This window comes from Arthrobacter sp. Br18, assembly GCF_000520555.1.
Classification (GTDB): Bacteria; Actinomycetota; Actinomycetes; order Actinomycetales; family Micrococcaceae; genus Arthrobacter_D.
The window spans coordinates 21,405-34,790 of the sequence record NZ_KI914893.1 but is presented as its reverse complement, the minus strand read 5'-3'; the positions used below and the strand labels follow the sequence as shown (position 1 = coordinate 34,790).

Genomic DNA, 13,386 nt, shown 5'->3' with positions numbered 1-13,386 from the left:
CGAGAGGCTCCTGGTCGCGGTCACCGCCCCCTACGACGAGCGCCCGGACCTCCAGCGCTACGCCGCCGCTGCCCCGGAGGACTTCGGGACCTATCGAACCCACTGCGGAACCTGAGGCAGCGCAGCCCCGACGCGGTGTTCCGCTGGTCTGGCAGGATGAGGGAATGGATTCGCCTTCCCCTCCCGCATCCCCGCTTCCCCCCGACGGACGCCCGGAGTTGCTTGCGCTGAGGGCGCTGAAACTGGGAGACCTCCTGGTGGCACTCCCGGCACTGCGGGGCCTCCGGAGGTCCTTTCCCGACCACCGGATACTCTATGCCGCGCAGTCGTGGCTCGCTCCGATCGTTGCGCTGACCGACAGCGTCGACGACCTGCTGCCCACCCACGGGCTCGACGACCCCCTACCCATCGAAGCCGGTCGCGTGGAGATCGCCGTCAACCTCCACGGCAGCGGTGGCGAGAGCCGGCAGCGCCTCGAGGAGATTCGCCCGGCACGCCGGATTGGGCACCGCTCACCGGGTTGGGACGGCCCCGAATGGCGATACGGCATCCACGAACGCCAGCGGTGGGCCGATCTCGTCGCCTGGCACGGCATCCCCGCCGATCCCCTCGACTGCCGGCTCCGCATTCCCGACGGCGGCAGCCGCTCGCCCGGCGCCGTCGTCCTGCATGTAGGAGCAGCGTACGGAAGCCGCCTGTGGCCGGTGGAGCGGTTTGCCGACGTTGCACGGACGCTCACCGGCGCCGGACTTGAGGTGGTGTTCACGGGAAGTACCAGGGAACGTCCGCGCGCCCTCGCCGTGGCGGATGCGGCCGGGCTCCCCGAGGAGTCCGTCGCGGCGGGTGAACTCACCCTTGACGCCTTTGCCGGACTGATCTCCGGGGCGTCACTGGTGGTCTCGGCGGACACGGGGGCAGCCCATCTCGCGTCCGCGTACGCGCGCCCGTCGGTTGTCCTGTTCGGCCCGGCGCCTGCTGCGGAATGGGGCCCGCCGCCGGGGCCCCATCTCGTCCTGACTGACGAGTCAGTGCGGCGCGGCGAGACGTTTTCGGAAAACCCCGACCCCGCCATCCTCGCCGTGACGGCGGCGGACGTGCTCGCGGCCGCGGCCCGGCTCGGTATCGAATGAGGTCCGGGCAGCCGCCGGGCAGCCGCTGAGCACGACTCCCGATACGGAGCTTCGGTAAGCTGCAGAACCGGCGCGCCGGGCCGGCTCAGGCGATGCGCGCGGACTCGGTGGAATGGGCGGGCTCTTCGGCAGGGTCACCCAATAGCCGCTTCTGGAGGGTAACCAGGACACGCGCAAGCTTGCGCGAGACCTGCATCTGCGACATCCCGAGCTGTTGACCGATCTGCTGCTGCGTCTCCTCGTTGAAGTAGCGCCGGTACAGCAATTCCTTCTCCGTGGAGGATAGTTCGTTGACCGCGGCCCGCAGGGACAGCATCTCGTCACTGCGCTCGATGCCGCTCTCGGCGGTCTCGAGCGTATCGGCCCAGCTTCGGCCGTCGAACGGCGCGTCGAGCGAATCCGGCCGCAGGCTGCTCTGGCAGGTCAGCGCTTCCCGAACCACCTCCTCCGCCCAGCCCAGTTCGGCTGCGAGCTCTCGTGGTGACGGTTCACGACCGAGCCGCTGTGCCATGGCCGGAGAAGCGCGCGCAATCTCGGTGCGCAGGTCCTGCAGGTGTCGCGGCGGACGGACCACCCAGCAGCAGTCCCGGAGGTAGCGTTTCACTTCACCCGCGATGGTGGGAATGGCAAACGAGGCAAAAGGCACACCCCGCGCCGGGTTGAAGCGCTGGACGGCCTTGATCAGACCGAGATAGGCGACCTGGCGGATGTCTGACGCATCAGGGCCGAAGGACGAGAAAGAGCGTGCCACGGATTCGGCAAGGTCCATGTGCCGCACCGCGATGTCATCCCGCAGCGCGTTCTGCAGGGGGGTCGGAGCACGGTCCTGAACGACCGTGGAATCCTGATCCGGTTCGGCTTCGGGAGATCTCTGCATGCTGTCCACTCCAGGTCGGCGCTGTCTTCATGACGCTTCCCACCAGACCATAAGCCGACTTACTACGCAACGGCTTTTCTTCTCCGCACTCCTGCAGATCTGTTGTCCTGCCGTCGGACCGCGTGCACAGCGCGATGCACCGCTGCCGTGCCAGGCGATCGGTCCAGGGATCACCGCCGGTAGTCCTCCCAGGGATCAGAGGGAGTTCGGGCAGCACAGCTACACAGCGGCCGATGGTCCCGACGGCCCGGTATGCATGGACCCGCCATGACCTGAATCGCTGCCTACGGGCTCGTCGCGCAAGGTGCCGGGCGCAGCATCATCCGGCGTGGTGACCTGGGACAGGGTGTCATGGGGCGTGGTGACTTGGGACACCGTGTCATCCGACATGGTGACACGGGATTTGGTGGCATCGGGTTTGCCGGGCAATGCCGTGTCCGCTCCGGCTGCCGCGTTCCATTTCCAGCGGGGGGCACCCAGTTCCCTGATCACGCTCTGCAGATGACGCCGGAGCTCTTCAGACACCAGCCCGCCGCCGGCGATGAGCGTGCGCTCGATGTCGTCGGCCTTCCTGAGAACGGTCAGCCCCTCGGCCGTGATCGAGACGAGGTGGGAACGGCGGTCGAGGTCATTGCGGACCCGCGTCACGTGGCCGCGGCTTTCCAGCCGTGAGAGGGTCTTGCCCATGGTCTGGGCCTGTACCCTGACGATCTGCGCGAGACCCGCCTGGGTCATGGCGCCCTGGTCCGCAAGCACCCCGAGGGCGATCACACCGGCGTGCGTGATCCCGATGTCGACCAGCCGCTCGTTCCAGGCGTGCTCGACCAGACGGGCCGCCGTCGTCAGCAGCCTGCCGGTTGGCCATTGCTCCAGATCGGGCATATAACCGCGCACTTCCTCTCGCTCGTGGCCCGGCGCTCCCCACTAGCGCCGACCCTTCACCCCTATGATAGCTAAGCTGGCTGATATTTTTTTGAGCCGACCCAAGAAGCCGACTTATCAACTGACGTAACGAGGAGTGCTAATGACACAACGACTGTCGCCCGGGGATCGTGCTCCCGACTTCACACTGGACGACGCCGAGGGCAATCCGGTCGACCTGGCAGGGGCACGGGGCAGCAAGGTGGTGGTGTACTTCTACCCCGCCGCGGCCACCCCCGGCTGCACCACCCAGGCCTGCGATTTCCGTGACAACCTCGCGGGTCTCGCCGGTGCTGGCTACAGGGTGTTCGGTGTGTCGCCGGATCCGCTGGACAAGCTCAAGGCCTTCGCGGAGGAGGAACAGCTGACGTTCCCGCTGCTCTCCGACGAGGATCACGCCGTGGCCGAAGCCTGGGGTGCCTGGGGTGAGAAGACGAACTATGGCAACACCTCCGAAGGGCTGATCCGCTCGACGGTCGTCCTTGACGAGGAGGGCGTTGTCTCTCTGGCCCAATACAACGTCAAGGCCACCGGGCATGTCGCGAAGCTTCGCCGCGACCTAGGCGTGGACTGATTCCCGTAGGATGAATCCTGACGTTCGGAACCCGGTCGGCCGCACGGAACTCCCGGCCGGGACGACGTCAGCGCGCGAGTGGCGGAATTGGCAGACGCGCTGGATTTAGGTTCCAGTGTCTTCGGACGTAGGGGTTCAAGTCCCCTCTTGCGCACGATCAAGGCCCCGACCGGATGTTTCCGGTCGGGGCCTGCTGCGTGGTGGCCTGAACCTCCCCGCACCCCCCATCCCCATCACCCCCCATCTCCGCATCCCCGCATCGACTGCGCCGTAGATGCCGCCATCCGGGCAGGAATCCGTAATTACTGCGCACTCGAGAACTTCTGCGACGTGTAGAAATAATTTCCGCCCTTCCACCCATCCTCATTTCCGGCACGTCCGAAGTACCTCCTGAGACATCAACCCGATGTGTTTCATAAATCAGTCGGCTGGCTCCCCCGGGTCACGTCTATGAAGGAGAAACCCCATGCACCTCACCAAGCGCAGGAACCTTTCGATCCTCTCTCTGGCAGCAGTGTCGATGTTCGGCCTCGCAGCCTGTGGCGGCGGCGAGGAAGCAGCAACCGGCACCGCGACGGAGGCCGCCGAGTCGATGACGCCGGAAGCCACCGAAATGGCCACCGAGATGGCCACGGAGGAGTCCACTGACATGGCCACCGACGAGGCCATGGATCCAGCAGCGAACCTTGTCGGCCCCGGCTGTGCCGGTTATGCGGAAACCGTTCCCGACGGCGCTGGCTCGGTCGCAGGAATGGCTCTCGACCCCGTGGCAACCGCAGCCAGCAACAACCCCATCCTGACCCAGCTCACCGCGGCCGTCTCGGGTCAGCTCAACCCCGACGTCAACCTTGTCGATACGCTGAACAGCGACGAGTTCACCGTCTTCGCGCCCGTCGACGAGGCCTTCGCCAAACTGGATGCCGCGACCGTCGAGACGCTGAAGACCGACGCCGATCTGCTCTCCAGCATCCTGACCTACCACGTTGTGCCGGGCCAGATCCTGCCCGCGGACCTCGAAGGCACCATGCAGACAACCGTCCAGGGCGGCGACGTCGAGGTCACCGGTTCCGGCCAGGAGCTGATGGTCAACGGGGCGAGCGTCATCTGCGGCGGCGTCCAGACTGCCAACGCCACCGTGTACCTGATCGACACTGTCCTCACTCCCCCAGCACAGTAGAGGCCTCCCTGGTCCAACTCCTCTAACGTTGTCCAGGGATTCAGGCGGGCCCTCGCACCTTCCGGGTGCGGGGGCCCGCTTTTTCGTCGGCACACCGGCCGGGCTGCGAGCAGACGGTTCGCCCGGGCTCAGCCCCAGCACAGGTCAATCCCCTAGACTTGCCTTTCACCCGCCCACCCCGTGCCGACAGCCCTTCCGGAGAGTCTGCCTGTGAAAAACACCGCCCCAGGACGAAAGCCCGGAGAGCGTGCCTGCCTTACACTCACTGCGCTGGCCACTGTTCTCGGAATGGCCGCCTGCACCTCTGCCAGCCCCGCACCGACCGCGACGTCCGCCCCGGCGGCTGCTCCCTCGACAGCATCGGCTGCCGACACCACCTTCACCTTCGGAACCGCGGCGGATCCGGAGAGCCTGGATCCGGCCATGGTCAGCGACACCGAGTCCTACCGTGTGACTCAGCAGATGCTGGAAGGCCTGGTGGGAGTGGACCCCCTGACCTCGGAGCCCGCGCCCCTGCTCGCGTCGTCCTGGGAGGAACGGGACGAGGGCAGGGCGTACGCTTTTGAACTGCGCGACGACGTCAAGTTCCATGACGGCGAGCCGTTCAACGCCGAAGCGGTGTGCGCGAATTTCGAGCGCTGGTACACCACTCCCCTCGCAGCGCGCGTCACCACCACCGCCCTGCCGTTCGAGAACGTGTTCAAGGCCTACTCGGACGAGCCGGAAGTGTCGATCTACTCGTCGTGCCAGCCCCTGGGCCAGTTCGAGGTCCTCATCCGCCTGAACAGCCGGATGACCGGATTCATCCCCGCCCTCGCCTCGCCGGCCTTCGCCATGTCCTCACCGAAGGCACTCACGGAGCTGGCGGCCAATGATCTCACCGGCACACGCAATGGGACGCGGATCTCCGAGTACGGCCGGAGCCCCGTGGGCACCGGCCCCTTCCGCCTTGTGTCCTGGGAGGAGGGACGTGTTGAGCTGTCCTCCTCCGAGGGGTACTGGGGGGAGCCGGGTGAGGTGAGGGACGTGGTGTTCACGACGATCGTCCACCCCGATTCGCGTCTGCGTGCGCTCACCGCCGGCAGGATCGACGGCTACGACTTCGTGACGGTGGAGAACGCCGGGGAGATCGCCCGGGCGGGCCTGCAGTTTCTGCAGCGCGACCCGTATTCGGTGCTCTATCTCGGAATGAACCAGGATTTCCCGGGCATCGACGACGCCAAATTCCGCGAGGCCGTGGCCTACGCCGTCGACAAGCCGGAGCTGATTTCCGGGCGGTTCCTGGAGGGCACCAAACCAGCGCGCCTTTTCCTTCCCGAGAAACTCGGTATCAGCGGGGACTCGGTCGATGCCTATGGCCACAACCTGGACCGGGCAAAGGAGCTTCTGGCGGAATCAGGGTACGACGGCGCTGAACTGCCCTTTTACTACCCGTTGGACATCTCCCGCCCCTACCTCCCCGCGCCGGAGAAGACCTATGCCGAACTGAGCCGGCAGCTCACTGCCGCGGGCCTCAATCTCAAGCCGATGCCGACACAATGGGACGAAGGGTACATCGACGCGGTCATGAATGAGGACGCAAGGGCTTTCCACCTGCTCGGCTGGAGCGGCAGTTACCAGGATCCCGACAACTTCGTGGGAGCGATCTTCGGCAGCTATTCGAACGAGTTCGCCTTCGAGGACAACCAGCTTTTCAGCAAGATCAACCGCGCGCGCACCCTCCCCGACGGCGAAGAGCGGCGCGAGGCCTACGCTGATATCAGCAGCCAGATAGCCACCAGGGTGCCCGCCGTGCCACTCGCGTTTCCCATCTCCGCCCTCGCCATGGCGCCCCGCGTGGTCAGCTATCCCGTAAGCCCGGTCATGAAGGAAGTGTTCAACCGGATCGACCTTGCTGACGTCCAGGCACCAGCCGCGCCCTGACACGGCCGGTTCGGCGCTGAGGCAATTCAGCAGGGGATTTAAGTAAGGCAGTCGCGAGAGGCTACGCTTCTATCGCTAGGACAACCGCGACTGGAGAATACGTTGACCGCAAACAGCCAGGCGGCATCGCCCGCACAGACCACCGACGTCGTCCTGATCGGCGGCGGCATCATGAGTGCGACGCTGGGCGCCTTCCTGAAGCAGTTGCAGCCGGACTGGGACATTTCACTCTTCGAGCGCCTCGACAGGGCGGGCCTCGAAAGCTCCGATCCGTGGAACAACGCCGGAACCGGTCACGCCGCGCTGTGTGAGCTCAACTATTCGCCCGCCGGCAAGGACGGTTCGGTCGACCCGTCGAAGGCCGTGGCCATCAACGAGCAGTTCCAGGTATCGCGCCAGTTCTGGGCGCACATGGTGTCCAACGGACATCTCGGCAATCCTCGGGACTTCATCAACCCCGTACCCCACATGAGTTTCGTCTGGGGAAGCGCCAATGCCGCCTACCTGCGCAAGCGCTATGACGCACTGAGCAGGCAGCCCCTTTTCCGGACCATCGAACACAGCGAGGACCACGCGACCCTGGCGGGGTGGACTCCCCTGATCATGGACGGTCGCCCGTCCTCCCAGCCCGTCGCGGGATCCCGCGTGCTCGGCGGCACTGACGTGGACTTCGGGTCGCTGACCCGCGGTCTCACCACCTACCTCGAGGGCACCGGAGTTGCACTCAACTACAACCACGACGTCGCTGACGTAGCCCGCGCCACCAACGGCCACTGGGACGTCAAGGTCAAGAACCTGGCCACCAAGCAGTCGACCACCGTCAATGCGAAGTTCGTCTTCATCGGCGCAGGCGGCGGCGCTCTTCACCTGCTGCAGAAAACGGGAATACCTGAGGGCAAGGGCTTCGCGGGATTCCCCGTATCAGGCCAGTTCCTCCGCTGTACCGATAAGGAAACCGTCAGCCGGCACAACGCGAAGGTCTACGGCCAGGCCTCCGTCGGCGCTCCACCCATGTCGGTACCCCACCTCGACACGCGCTATGTCAATGGAGAGCGGTCGCTGCTGTTCGGTCCCTACGCCGGATTCTCGACGAAATTCCTGAAGCGCGGATCATTCTTCGACCTGCCCGGCTCCATCCGGTCCTCGAACCTTGTGCCGATGCTCGCCGTGGCGAAGGACAACGTGCCGCTGACCAAGTACCTCATCTCCGAGGTACTGAAGAACCGGGAAGCCAAGAATTCATCGCTGAAGGAATTCGTTCCAGCAGCCGATGGAGGAACGTGGGAACTCATTTCGGCCGGCCAGCGTGTACAGATCATCAAGAAAGCACCGAAAAAGGGTGGAATTCTGCAGTTCGGGACTGAAGTCATTACTTCCGCGGACGGTTCGGTGGGAGCGCTCCTCGGCGCATCCCCCGGAGCCTCGACGGCGGCGCCCATCATGGTGGAGCTTCTTGGCCGCTGCTTCCCCACGAAGCTCGCCGACTGGGAACCGAAGCTGAAGGAGATGATTCCCGGGTACGGCGTCAAGCTCAACGAGAATGAGTCCCTTGCAGCGGAAATCCAGACGATGACCGATTCGGTGCTGAACCTCACGTAATTCCCGGCTGCCCCGGTTCGCCAGGCACCCGTCAGCACCGAAGGCAGGTCCATGTTCCGCTTGGCGCACCTCTCCCTGGGCAACCGCGCGTTGATTGCTCTCATCACCATCCTTGCCTCGGTGTTCGGCGTCATCACCCTGGGCTCGCTCAAACAGGAACTCATCCCCTCCCTCGAGTTTCCTCAGATCACCGTCATCTCCTCGGTGCCTGGGGCGTCCCCGGAGTACCTGGACAAGCAGGTCAGCTCGCCCCTCGAAAGTGCCCTCAGCGGTGTCGAGGGACTTGAATCCTCGTCGGCGACCTCGCGCACCGGGGTGTCCAGCGTCAGCCTCGTCTTCGTCTACGGCACCGACCTCGACCGCGCGCGCGCCCAGGTGGACCGGGCCATCTCCACCGTCCGGCCGCTGCTGCCCGAGGACGTCGAACCACAGGCACTGGCCGGGAGCATCAGCGACCTGCCGATCGTCTTCATGGCCGTCTCGTCGGACCGCACGCTCAGCGAGCTGAACGGCGAGCTTGCACGGCTCACGGTGCCACGGCTGCAGAAGATTGAAGGGGTGCGCACCGCAGAAATCACCGGCGGCACGACCCAGCATGTGTCGATCCTTCCCCGCGACGGGGAGCTCGCGGCAGCCGGGCTCGGCGTGTCGGATCTCGCCGACACCCTCGAGAACAACGGCGCCCTGTTTCCCGTCGGAACCCTCGAAGAGGACGACCGGTCGCTGACCATTCAGGCGGGCAGCGTCGTGGGAACCCTCGATGATCTCCGGGGCCTTCCCGTGATTCCGGCCGAAGCCGCGGCCGACGACGGCGGCAGCCCGGCTGGCGGCGCCGGCACGCCCGGATCAGCCGACGGCGGCGTCGGAACCCCCGGTTCAGCCGGCGACGGCGGCACCGGTGATGCCGCAGACGACGGCTCGGCCAGTTCCCCCCGTTCCCCCGGCGACGGCGGCTCCCCCACCGGAGCACCCGTAACCATCGGTGACGTGGCCGACGTCGCCCTCGCCGACGATGAGCCGACGTCGGTCACCCGCACCAACGGTGTCGAGACCCTGGCCCTCACCGTCACGAAGGTGCCCGACGGTGACACCGTCGAAATCTCCCAGCAGGTCGCCGCACTCATTCCGAGCCTGGAGACCGAGCTCGGCGACGCCGCGGACATCACCGTGGTGTTCGACCAGGCACCGTTCATCGAACGCTCGATCAACGACCTCACGACCGAGGGCCTCCTGGGGCTCGGGTTCGCCGTGCTGATCATCCTCGTGTTCCTGCTGTCCGTTCGCTCGACCCTCGTGACGGCCATCTCCATTCCGCTGTCCCTGCTCATCACCTTCATCGGCCTGTACGCCGCGGGGTACTCGCTCAATATCCTGACCCTGGGCGCCCTCACCATCGCCATCGGCCGCGTGGTTGATGATTCGATCGTGGTCATCGAGAACATCAAGCGGCACCTCGGCTACGGCGAGGAGAAGCGCTCCGCGATCCTGACGGCGGTGCGGGAAGTGGCCGGCGCCATCACGGCATCGACCCTTACCACCGTCGCGGTCTTCGCGCCGATCGCCTTTGTGGGCGGGCTCGCCGGCGAGCTGTTCCGGCCGTTCGCCGTCACCACCGGAATTGCACTGCTGGCGTCCCTCGCGGTCTCGCTCACGATTATTCCGGTGCTGGCGTACTGGTTCCTGCCGCGGACCGCGCAGGCAGCCGGTCGTGTTGCAGCCCGCCATGCCGCCGGCCCAGCCGGAACAGGAACACCCGCCGCACAGGGAGCTGCAACCGGAGCATTGCAGCTCCCTGTGCCTGTACTGCCGGCCTTCTCCTCCGGCGGGAGCCAGACGGCGGCCGGTCCGGTGTCGGACCCCGTGCCCGATCCGGTGTCGGACCCCGTGCCCGATCCGGTGTCGGACCCCGGATCCGACCCTGTGGCCGAGGCGCACCGCCGGGAGCAGCGCTCCTGGCTGCAACGGGGCTACCTGCCGCTGCTGCGGGGCACCCAGCGGCATCCGGTCTGGACGCTGGCTGCGGGGCTCGCCGTCCTCGGGGCGACGGCTGCCATGGTTCCGTTCCTTCCCACCAACCTGCTGGGCGGCACCGGGCAGAACAGTTTCAGCGTGACGCAGACGCTCGAGCCCGGGTCGAGCCTTGAAACCACGACCACGGCTGCTGCCCGGACCGAGGAAATCCTCGCCGACACCCCCGAGGTGCGGGACGTGCAGCTCACCGTCGGCAACGCCCAGGGCGCGTTCGCGCAGTTCTCCCAGGGTGCCTCGGTGGCCACGTTCACGGTGATCACCGAGGATGACGCGGACCAGGAAGTGCTGCAGGACAGCGTGCGGGGTCGGCTGGCGGAGCTCGACGACGCCGGAACGTTCTCGCTCTCGAGCCAGCAGGGCGGGTTCGGAACCTCGAGCACCATCGACATCAACATCACCGCCCCGGCCAGCGAGGATCTCCAGACCGCGAGCGACGCCGTCGTCTCGGGCATGCAGGGGCTCGACGGCGCAGGAGAGATCGCCAGCAACCTCGCCGATGCACAACCGCAGGTCCAGATCGACGTCGACCGCGCGTCCGCCGTCGCAGCCGGCCTGAGTGAGGGGCAGATCGCCGGCCTCCTCGGAAGCAGCATCAGCCCGATCCCCGCAGGATCACTCCGGCTCGATGCCACCGATTACCCGGTGCTCATCGGTGAGGGAACGGCCATCACCAGCCTCGGGCAGCTTCGGGACCTCACGCTGCCGACCCCTGCCGGTCCCGTACCGCTGACCGACGTGGCAAGCGTGGAGGAGGTGCAGGTGCCGCTCTCGGTCACGAGTTCCAACGGCGAGCGCACCGCGCGCGTGTCCATCACGCCGTCGGGCGATGACCTGGGCTCCCTCACCACTGCCGCGACGGAGCGGCTCGCATCCCTTGAGCTTCCCCCGGGTGCCGTGGCGACGCTCGGCGGCGCGGCCGAGCAGCAGGCCGAATCCTTCGACCAGTTGTTTCTTGCCCTCTGGGCGGCGGTGGCGATCGTGTACGTGATCATGGTGGCGACGTTCAAGAGCCTCGTTCAACCGCTGATCCTGCTCGTGTCGGTTCCCTTCGCGGCTACGGGGGCGATCGCGCTCCTGCTGATCACCGGCATTCCGCTCGGGCTGCCGTCGCTGATCGGCATGCTCATGCTCGTGGGCATCGTCGTCACGAATGCGATCGTGCTGATCGACCTCATCAACCAGTACCGGCTCCCCCGCGACGGGAAGCCGGGCATGCCGGTGCGTGAAGCAATCCTTCAGGGAGCACGCCAGCGTCTGCGGCCCATCCTGATGACCGCACTGGCCACAGTTTTCGCGCTGACGCCCATGGCGCTGGGGCTCACGGGTGAGGGCGGCTTCATTTCCCAGCCCCTCGCCGTCGTCGTGATCGGCGGCCTCGTGTCGTCCACAGCCCTCACGCTCATCCTGGTGCCGGTGCTGTACCGTCTCGTGGAGGGCCGCAGGGAGGACCGCGCGCTTCGCCGCCTCCAGGATGCCTAGGCGTACCGACCGGGCGTTGGGGGTGCGGGGCGGAACAATGCGGCCGCCGCGGGAGTTGCAGATATGGTGGATGCAAGCGCATCTACTTTGTCAGCGCTACCTCGTCCCGGGCAGGAGACCGATCATGCTTCCCGAACCGCCCTCCGTCCGGCTGACCTCCGAGACCTGGGAGTCACTCTTCCGTGCGCAGGTCACCGTCATGAGGCGCCTGCGCAAGGATCCCGCGTTCCGGCAGCTGGCGATCGGCGAGTACGACGTCCTGTTCAACCTCAGCCGGTGCTCGACCGGCTGGACGCGGCTCAACGAGCTGAACGCCCACCTGCTCATCAGCCAGCCGAGCCTCAGCCGCATGGTGGACCGCCTCGAGGCCAAGGGCCTGGTGATGCGGCGCCCCTCGGAGACGGATCAGCGCGGCGTGGAGGTTGCATTGACCGATGAGGGCCGAGCCCTCCAGCGCAGCATCGGCACCGCGCATGTCCAGCGCATCCAGGAAGTACTCGGCCCCGTGCTCAGCAGCGAGGAACTCGAGCAGCTGCGCTTCCTGACGGAAAAGATCACCCAAGCGATGGAGCAGCGGCCCTGAGCCCCCGCGCCGACCCTTGCTCCACCTCCCCCATCCCCCATCGCCGAAAGGCACACGAATGAACCCCTTCACTGCAGATTCCATTCCCGACCAGACCGGCCGGACGGCGGTCGTCACGGGCGCGAACAGCGGCATCGGACAACAGGCAGCCACAGCCCTGGCCCGCAAGGGCGCCCGCGTGGTCCTCGCCTGCCGCGACGAACGGCGGGGGCGCGACGCCGAACAGCGGGTTCGCTCCCTCAGCGGCAGCAGCGCCGTGGAGCTGCGCCTGCTCGATCTGTCGAGCCTCGCCTCGGTGCGGCGGTTCGCCGAGCAGTGGACAGAGCCGCTGGACGTGCTCGTGAACAATGCCGGGGTCATGGCCACCCCGCGGACGCTGACCGAGGACGGCTTCGAGCAGCAGTTCGGGATCAACCACCTGGGTCACTTCGCTCTGACCGGGCTGCTGCTGGAGCACCTCCGGGCTGCGGAAGCGCCCCGGGTCGTGTCCGTCTCGAGCCTCGCGCACAAGCGGGGTCGGATCAACTTCTCCGACCTGCAGTCGGAAAAGCGCTATCGCAGGTGGTCCGCGTACCAGCAGAGCAAGGCAGCCAACCTGTACTTCATGGTCGAGCTCGACCGGCGCGCCCGAGCCGCCGGGTGGCCCCTGGCGTCGGTTGCCGCGCACCCCGGACTTGCGAATACGAACCTCACGGCGGGAATGCAGCTGCCTGCCGTCCTCGACGTGTTCCCGCTGGACGTGCTCGTGAACAATGCCGGGGTCATGGCCACCCCGCGGACGCTGACCGAGGACGGCTTCGAGCAGCAGTTCGGGATCAACCACCTGGGTCACTTCGCTCTGACCGGGCTGCTGCTGGAGCACCTCCGGGCTGCGGAAGCGCCCCGGGTCGTGTCCGTCTCGAGCCTCGCGCACAAGCGGGGTCGGATCAACTTCTCCGACCTGCAGTCGGAAAAGCGCTATCGCAGGTGGTCCGCGTACCAGCAGAGCAAGGCAGCCAACCTGTACTTCATGGTCGAGCTCGACCGGCGCGCCCGAGCCGCCGGGTGGCCCCTGGCGTCGGTTGCCGCGCACCCCGGACTTGCGAATACGAA

10 protein-coding genes and 1 tRNA gene are annotated in these 13,386 nt (G+C 66.6%); 9 read left to right on the top strand and 2 right to left on the bottom strand.

Annotated elements, in window-relative coordinates:
• Positions 1 to 164: 164 nt before the first annotated feature.
• Positions 165 to 1,130 carry a glycosyltransferase family 9 protein gene (locus Y704_RS24660; RefSeq protein ID WP_026550887.1) on the top strand — a complete coding sequence of 322 codons (966 nt, stop codon included), beginning with the start codon at positions 165 to 167 and terminating at the stop codon, positions 1,128 to 1,130.
• A gap of 85 nt (positions 1,131 to 1,215) precedes the next feature.
• Here the strand turns inward: Y704_RS24660 and Y704_RS22140 are convergent, their stop codons facing one another.
• Together Y704_RS22140 and Y704_RS25685 are read right to left on the bottom strand one after the other, a co-directional pair.
• A complete protein-coding gene (locus Y704_RS22140) occupies positions 1,216 to 2,007 on the bottom strand; it encodes a sigma-70 family RNA polymerase sigma factor (RefSeq protein ID WP_051477269.1) in 792 nt (263 codons plus the stop codon).
• A gap of 219 nt (positions 2,008 to 2,226) precedes the next feature.
• Positions 2,227 to 2,889, bottom strand: a complete 663-nt coding sequence (locus Y704_RS25685) for a MarR family transcriptional regulator (protein ID WP_081747720.1) — start codon at positions 2,887 to 2,889, stop codon at positions 2,227 to 2,229.
• A 142-nt stretch (positions 2,890 to 3,031) separates the two neighbouring features.
• Here Y704_RS25685 and bcp point away from each other — a divergent pair, with 142 nt between their 5' ends.
• The 8 genes from bcp to Y704_RS25430 form a co-directional block, all read left to right on the top strand.
• Positions 3,032 to 3,502, top strand: coding sequence for a thioredoxin-dependent thiol peroxidase (gene bcp / locus Y704_RS0116245; RefSeq protein WP_026550886.1), 471 nt, complete (start codon positions 3,032 to 3,034; stop codon positions 3,500 to 3,502).
• Positions 3,503 to 3,574: 72 nt separating this feature from the next.
• Positions 3,575 to 3,656: transfer RNA gene (locus Y704_RS0116240), tRNA-Leu, on the top strand.
• A gap of 312 nt (positions 3,657 to 3,968) precedes the next feature.
• Positions 3,969 to 4,679: a fasciclin domain-containing protein gene (locus tag Y704_RS0116235; RefSeq protein WP_026550885.1), complete on the top strand. Its 711-nt coding sequence runs from the start codon at positions 3,969 to 3,971 to the stop codon at positions 4,677 to 4,679.
• Between the two features lie 210 nt (positions 4,680 to 4,889).
• Positions 4,890 to 6,602 carry an ABC transporter substrate-binding protein gene (locus Y704_RS0116230; RefSeq protein WP_343212854.1) on the top strand — a complete coding sequence of 571 codons (1,713 nt, stop codon included), beginning with the start codon at positions 4,890 to 4,892 and terminating at the stop codon, positions 6,600 to 6,602.
• 102 nt (positions 6,603 to 6,704) lie between these two features.
• Positions 6,705 to 8,201: a malate:quinone oxidoreductase gene (locus Y704_RS0116225; protein ID WP_026550883.1), complete on the top strand. Its 1,497-nt coding sequence runs from the start codon at positions 6,705 to 6,707 to the stop codon at positions 8,199 to 8,201.
• Positions 8,202 to 8,252: 51 nt separating this feature from the next.
• Positions 8,253 to 11,711 (top strand): efflux RND transporter permease subunit, encoded by a 3,459-nt coding sequence (locus tag Y704_RS25435; RefSeq protein WP_035773194.1) that lies wholly within the window; start codon positions 8,253 to 8,255, stop codon positions 11,709 to 11,711.
• A gap of 124 nt (positions 11,712 to 11,835) precedes the next feature.
• Complete coding sequence (locus Y704_RS0116215) at positions 11,836 to 12,294, top strand: MarR family winged helix-turn-helix transcriptional regulator (protein WP_026550882.1); 459 nt, start codon at positions 11,836 to 11,838, stop codon at positions 12,292 to 12,294.
• 58 nt (positions 12,295 to 12,352) lie between these two features.
• A partial coding sequence (locus tag Y704_RS25430) for an oxidoreductase (protein WP_051477268.1) occupies positions 12,353 to 13,386 on the top strand: 1,034 nt, incomplete at its 3' end.

What these genes read in the sequence shown, in the direction of transcription:
- Y704_RS24660 (WP_026550887.1), top strand. Translation starts at nt 165, where the DNA reads ATGGATTCGCCTTCCCCTCCCGCATCCCCGCTTCCCCCCGACGGACGC.
- Y704_RS22140 (WP_051477269.1), bottom strand. Translation starts at nt 2,007, where the DNA reads ATGCAGAGATCTCCCGAAGCCGAACCGGATCAGGATTCCACGGTCGTT.
- Y704_RS25685 (WP_081747720.1), bottom strand. Translation starts at nt 2,889, where the DNA reads ATGCCCGATCTGGAGCAATGGCCAACCGGCAGGCTGCTGACGACGGCG.
- bcp (WP_026550886.1), top strand. Translation starts at nt 3,032, where the DNA reads ATGACACAACGACTGTCGCCCGGGGATCGTGCTCCCGACTTCACACTG.
- Y704_RS0116235 (WP_026550885.1), top strand. Translation starts at nt 3,969, where the DNA reads ATGCACCTCACCAAGCGCAGGAACCTTTCGATCCTCTCTCTGGCAGCA.
- Y704_RS25435 (WP_035773194.1), top strand. Translation starts at nt 8,253, where the DNA reads ATGTTCCGCTTGGCGCACCTCTCCCTGGGCAACCGCGCGTTGATTGCT.
- Y704_RS0116215 (WP_026550882.1), top strand. Translation starts at nt 11,836, where the DNA reads ATGCTTCCCGAACCGCCCTCCGTCCGGCTGACCTCCGAGACCTGGGAG.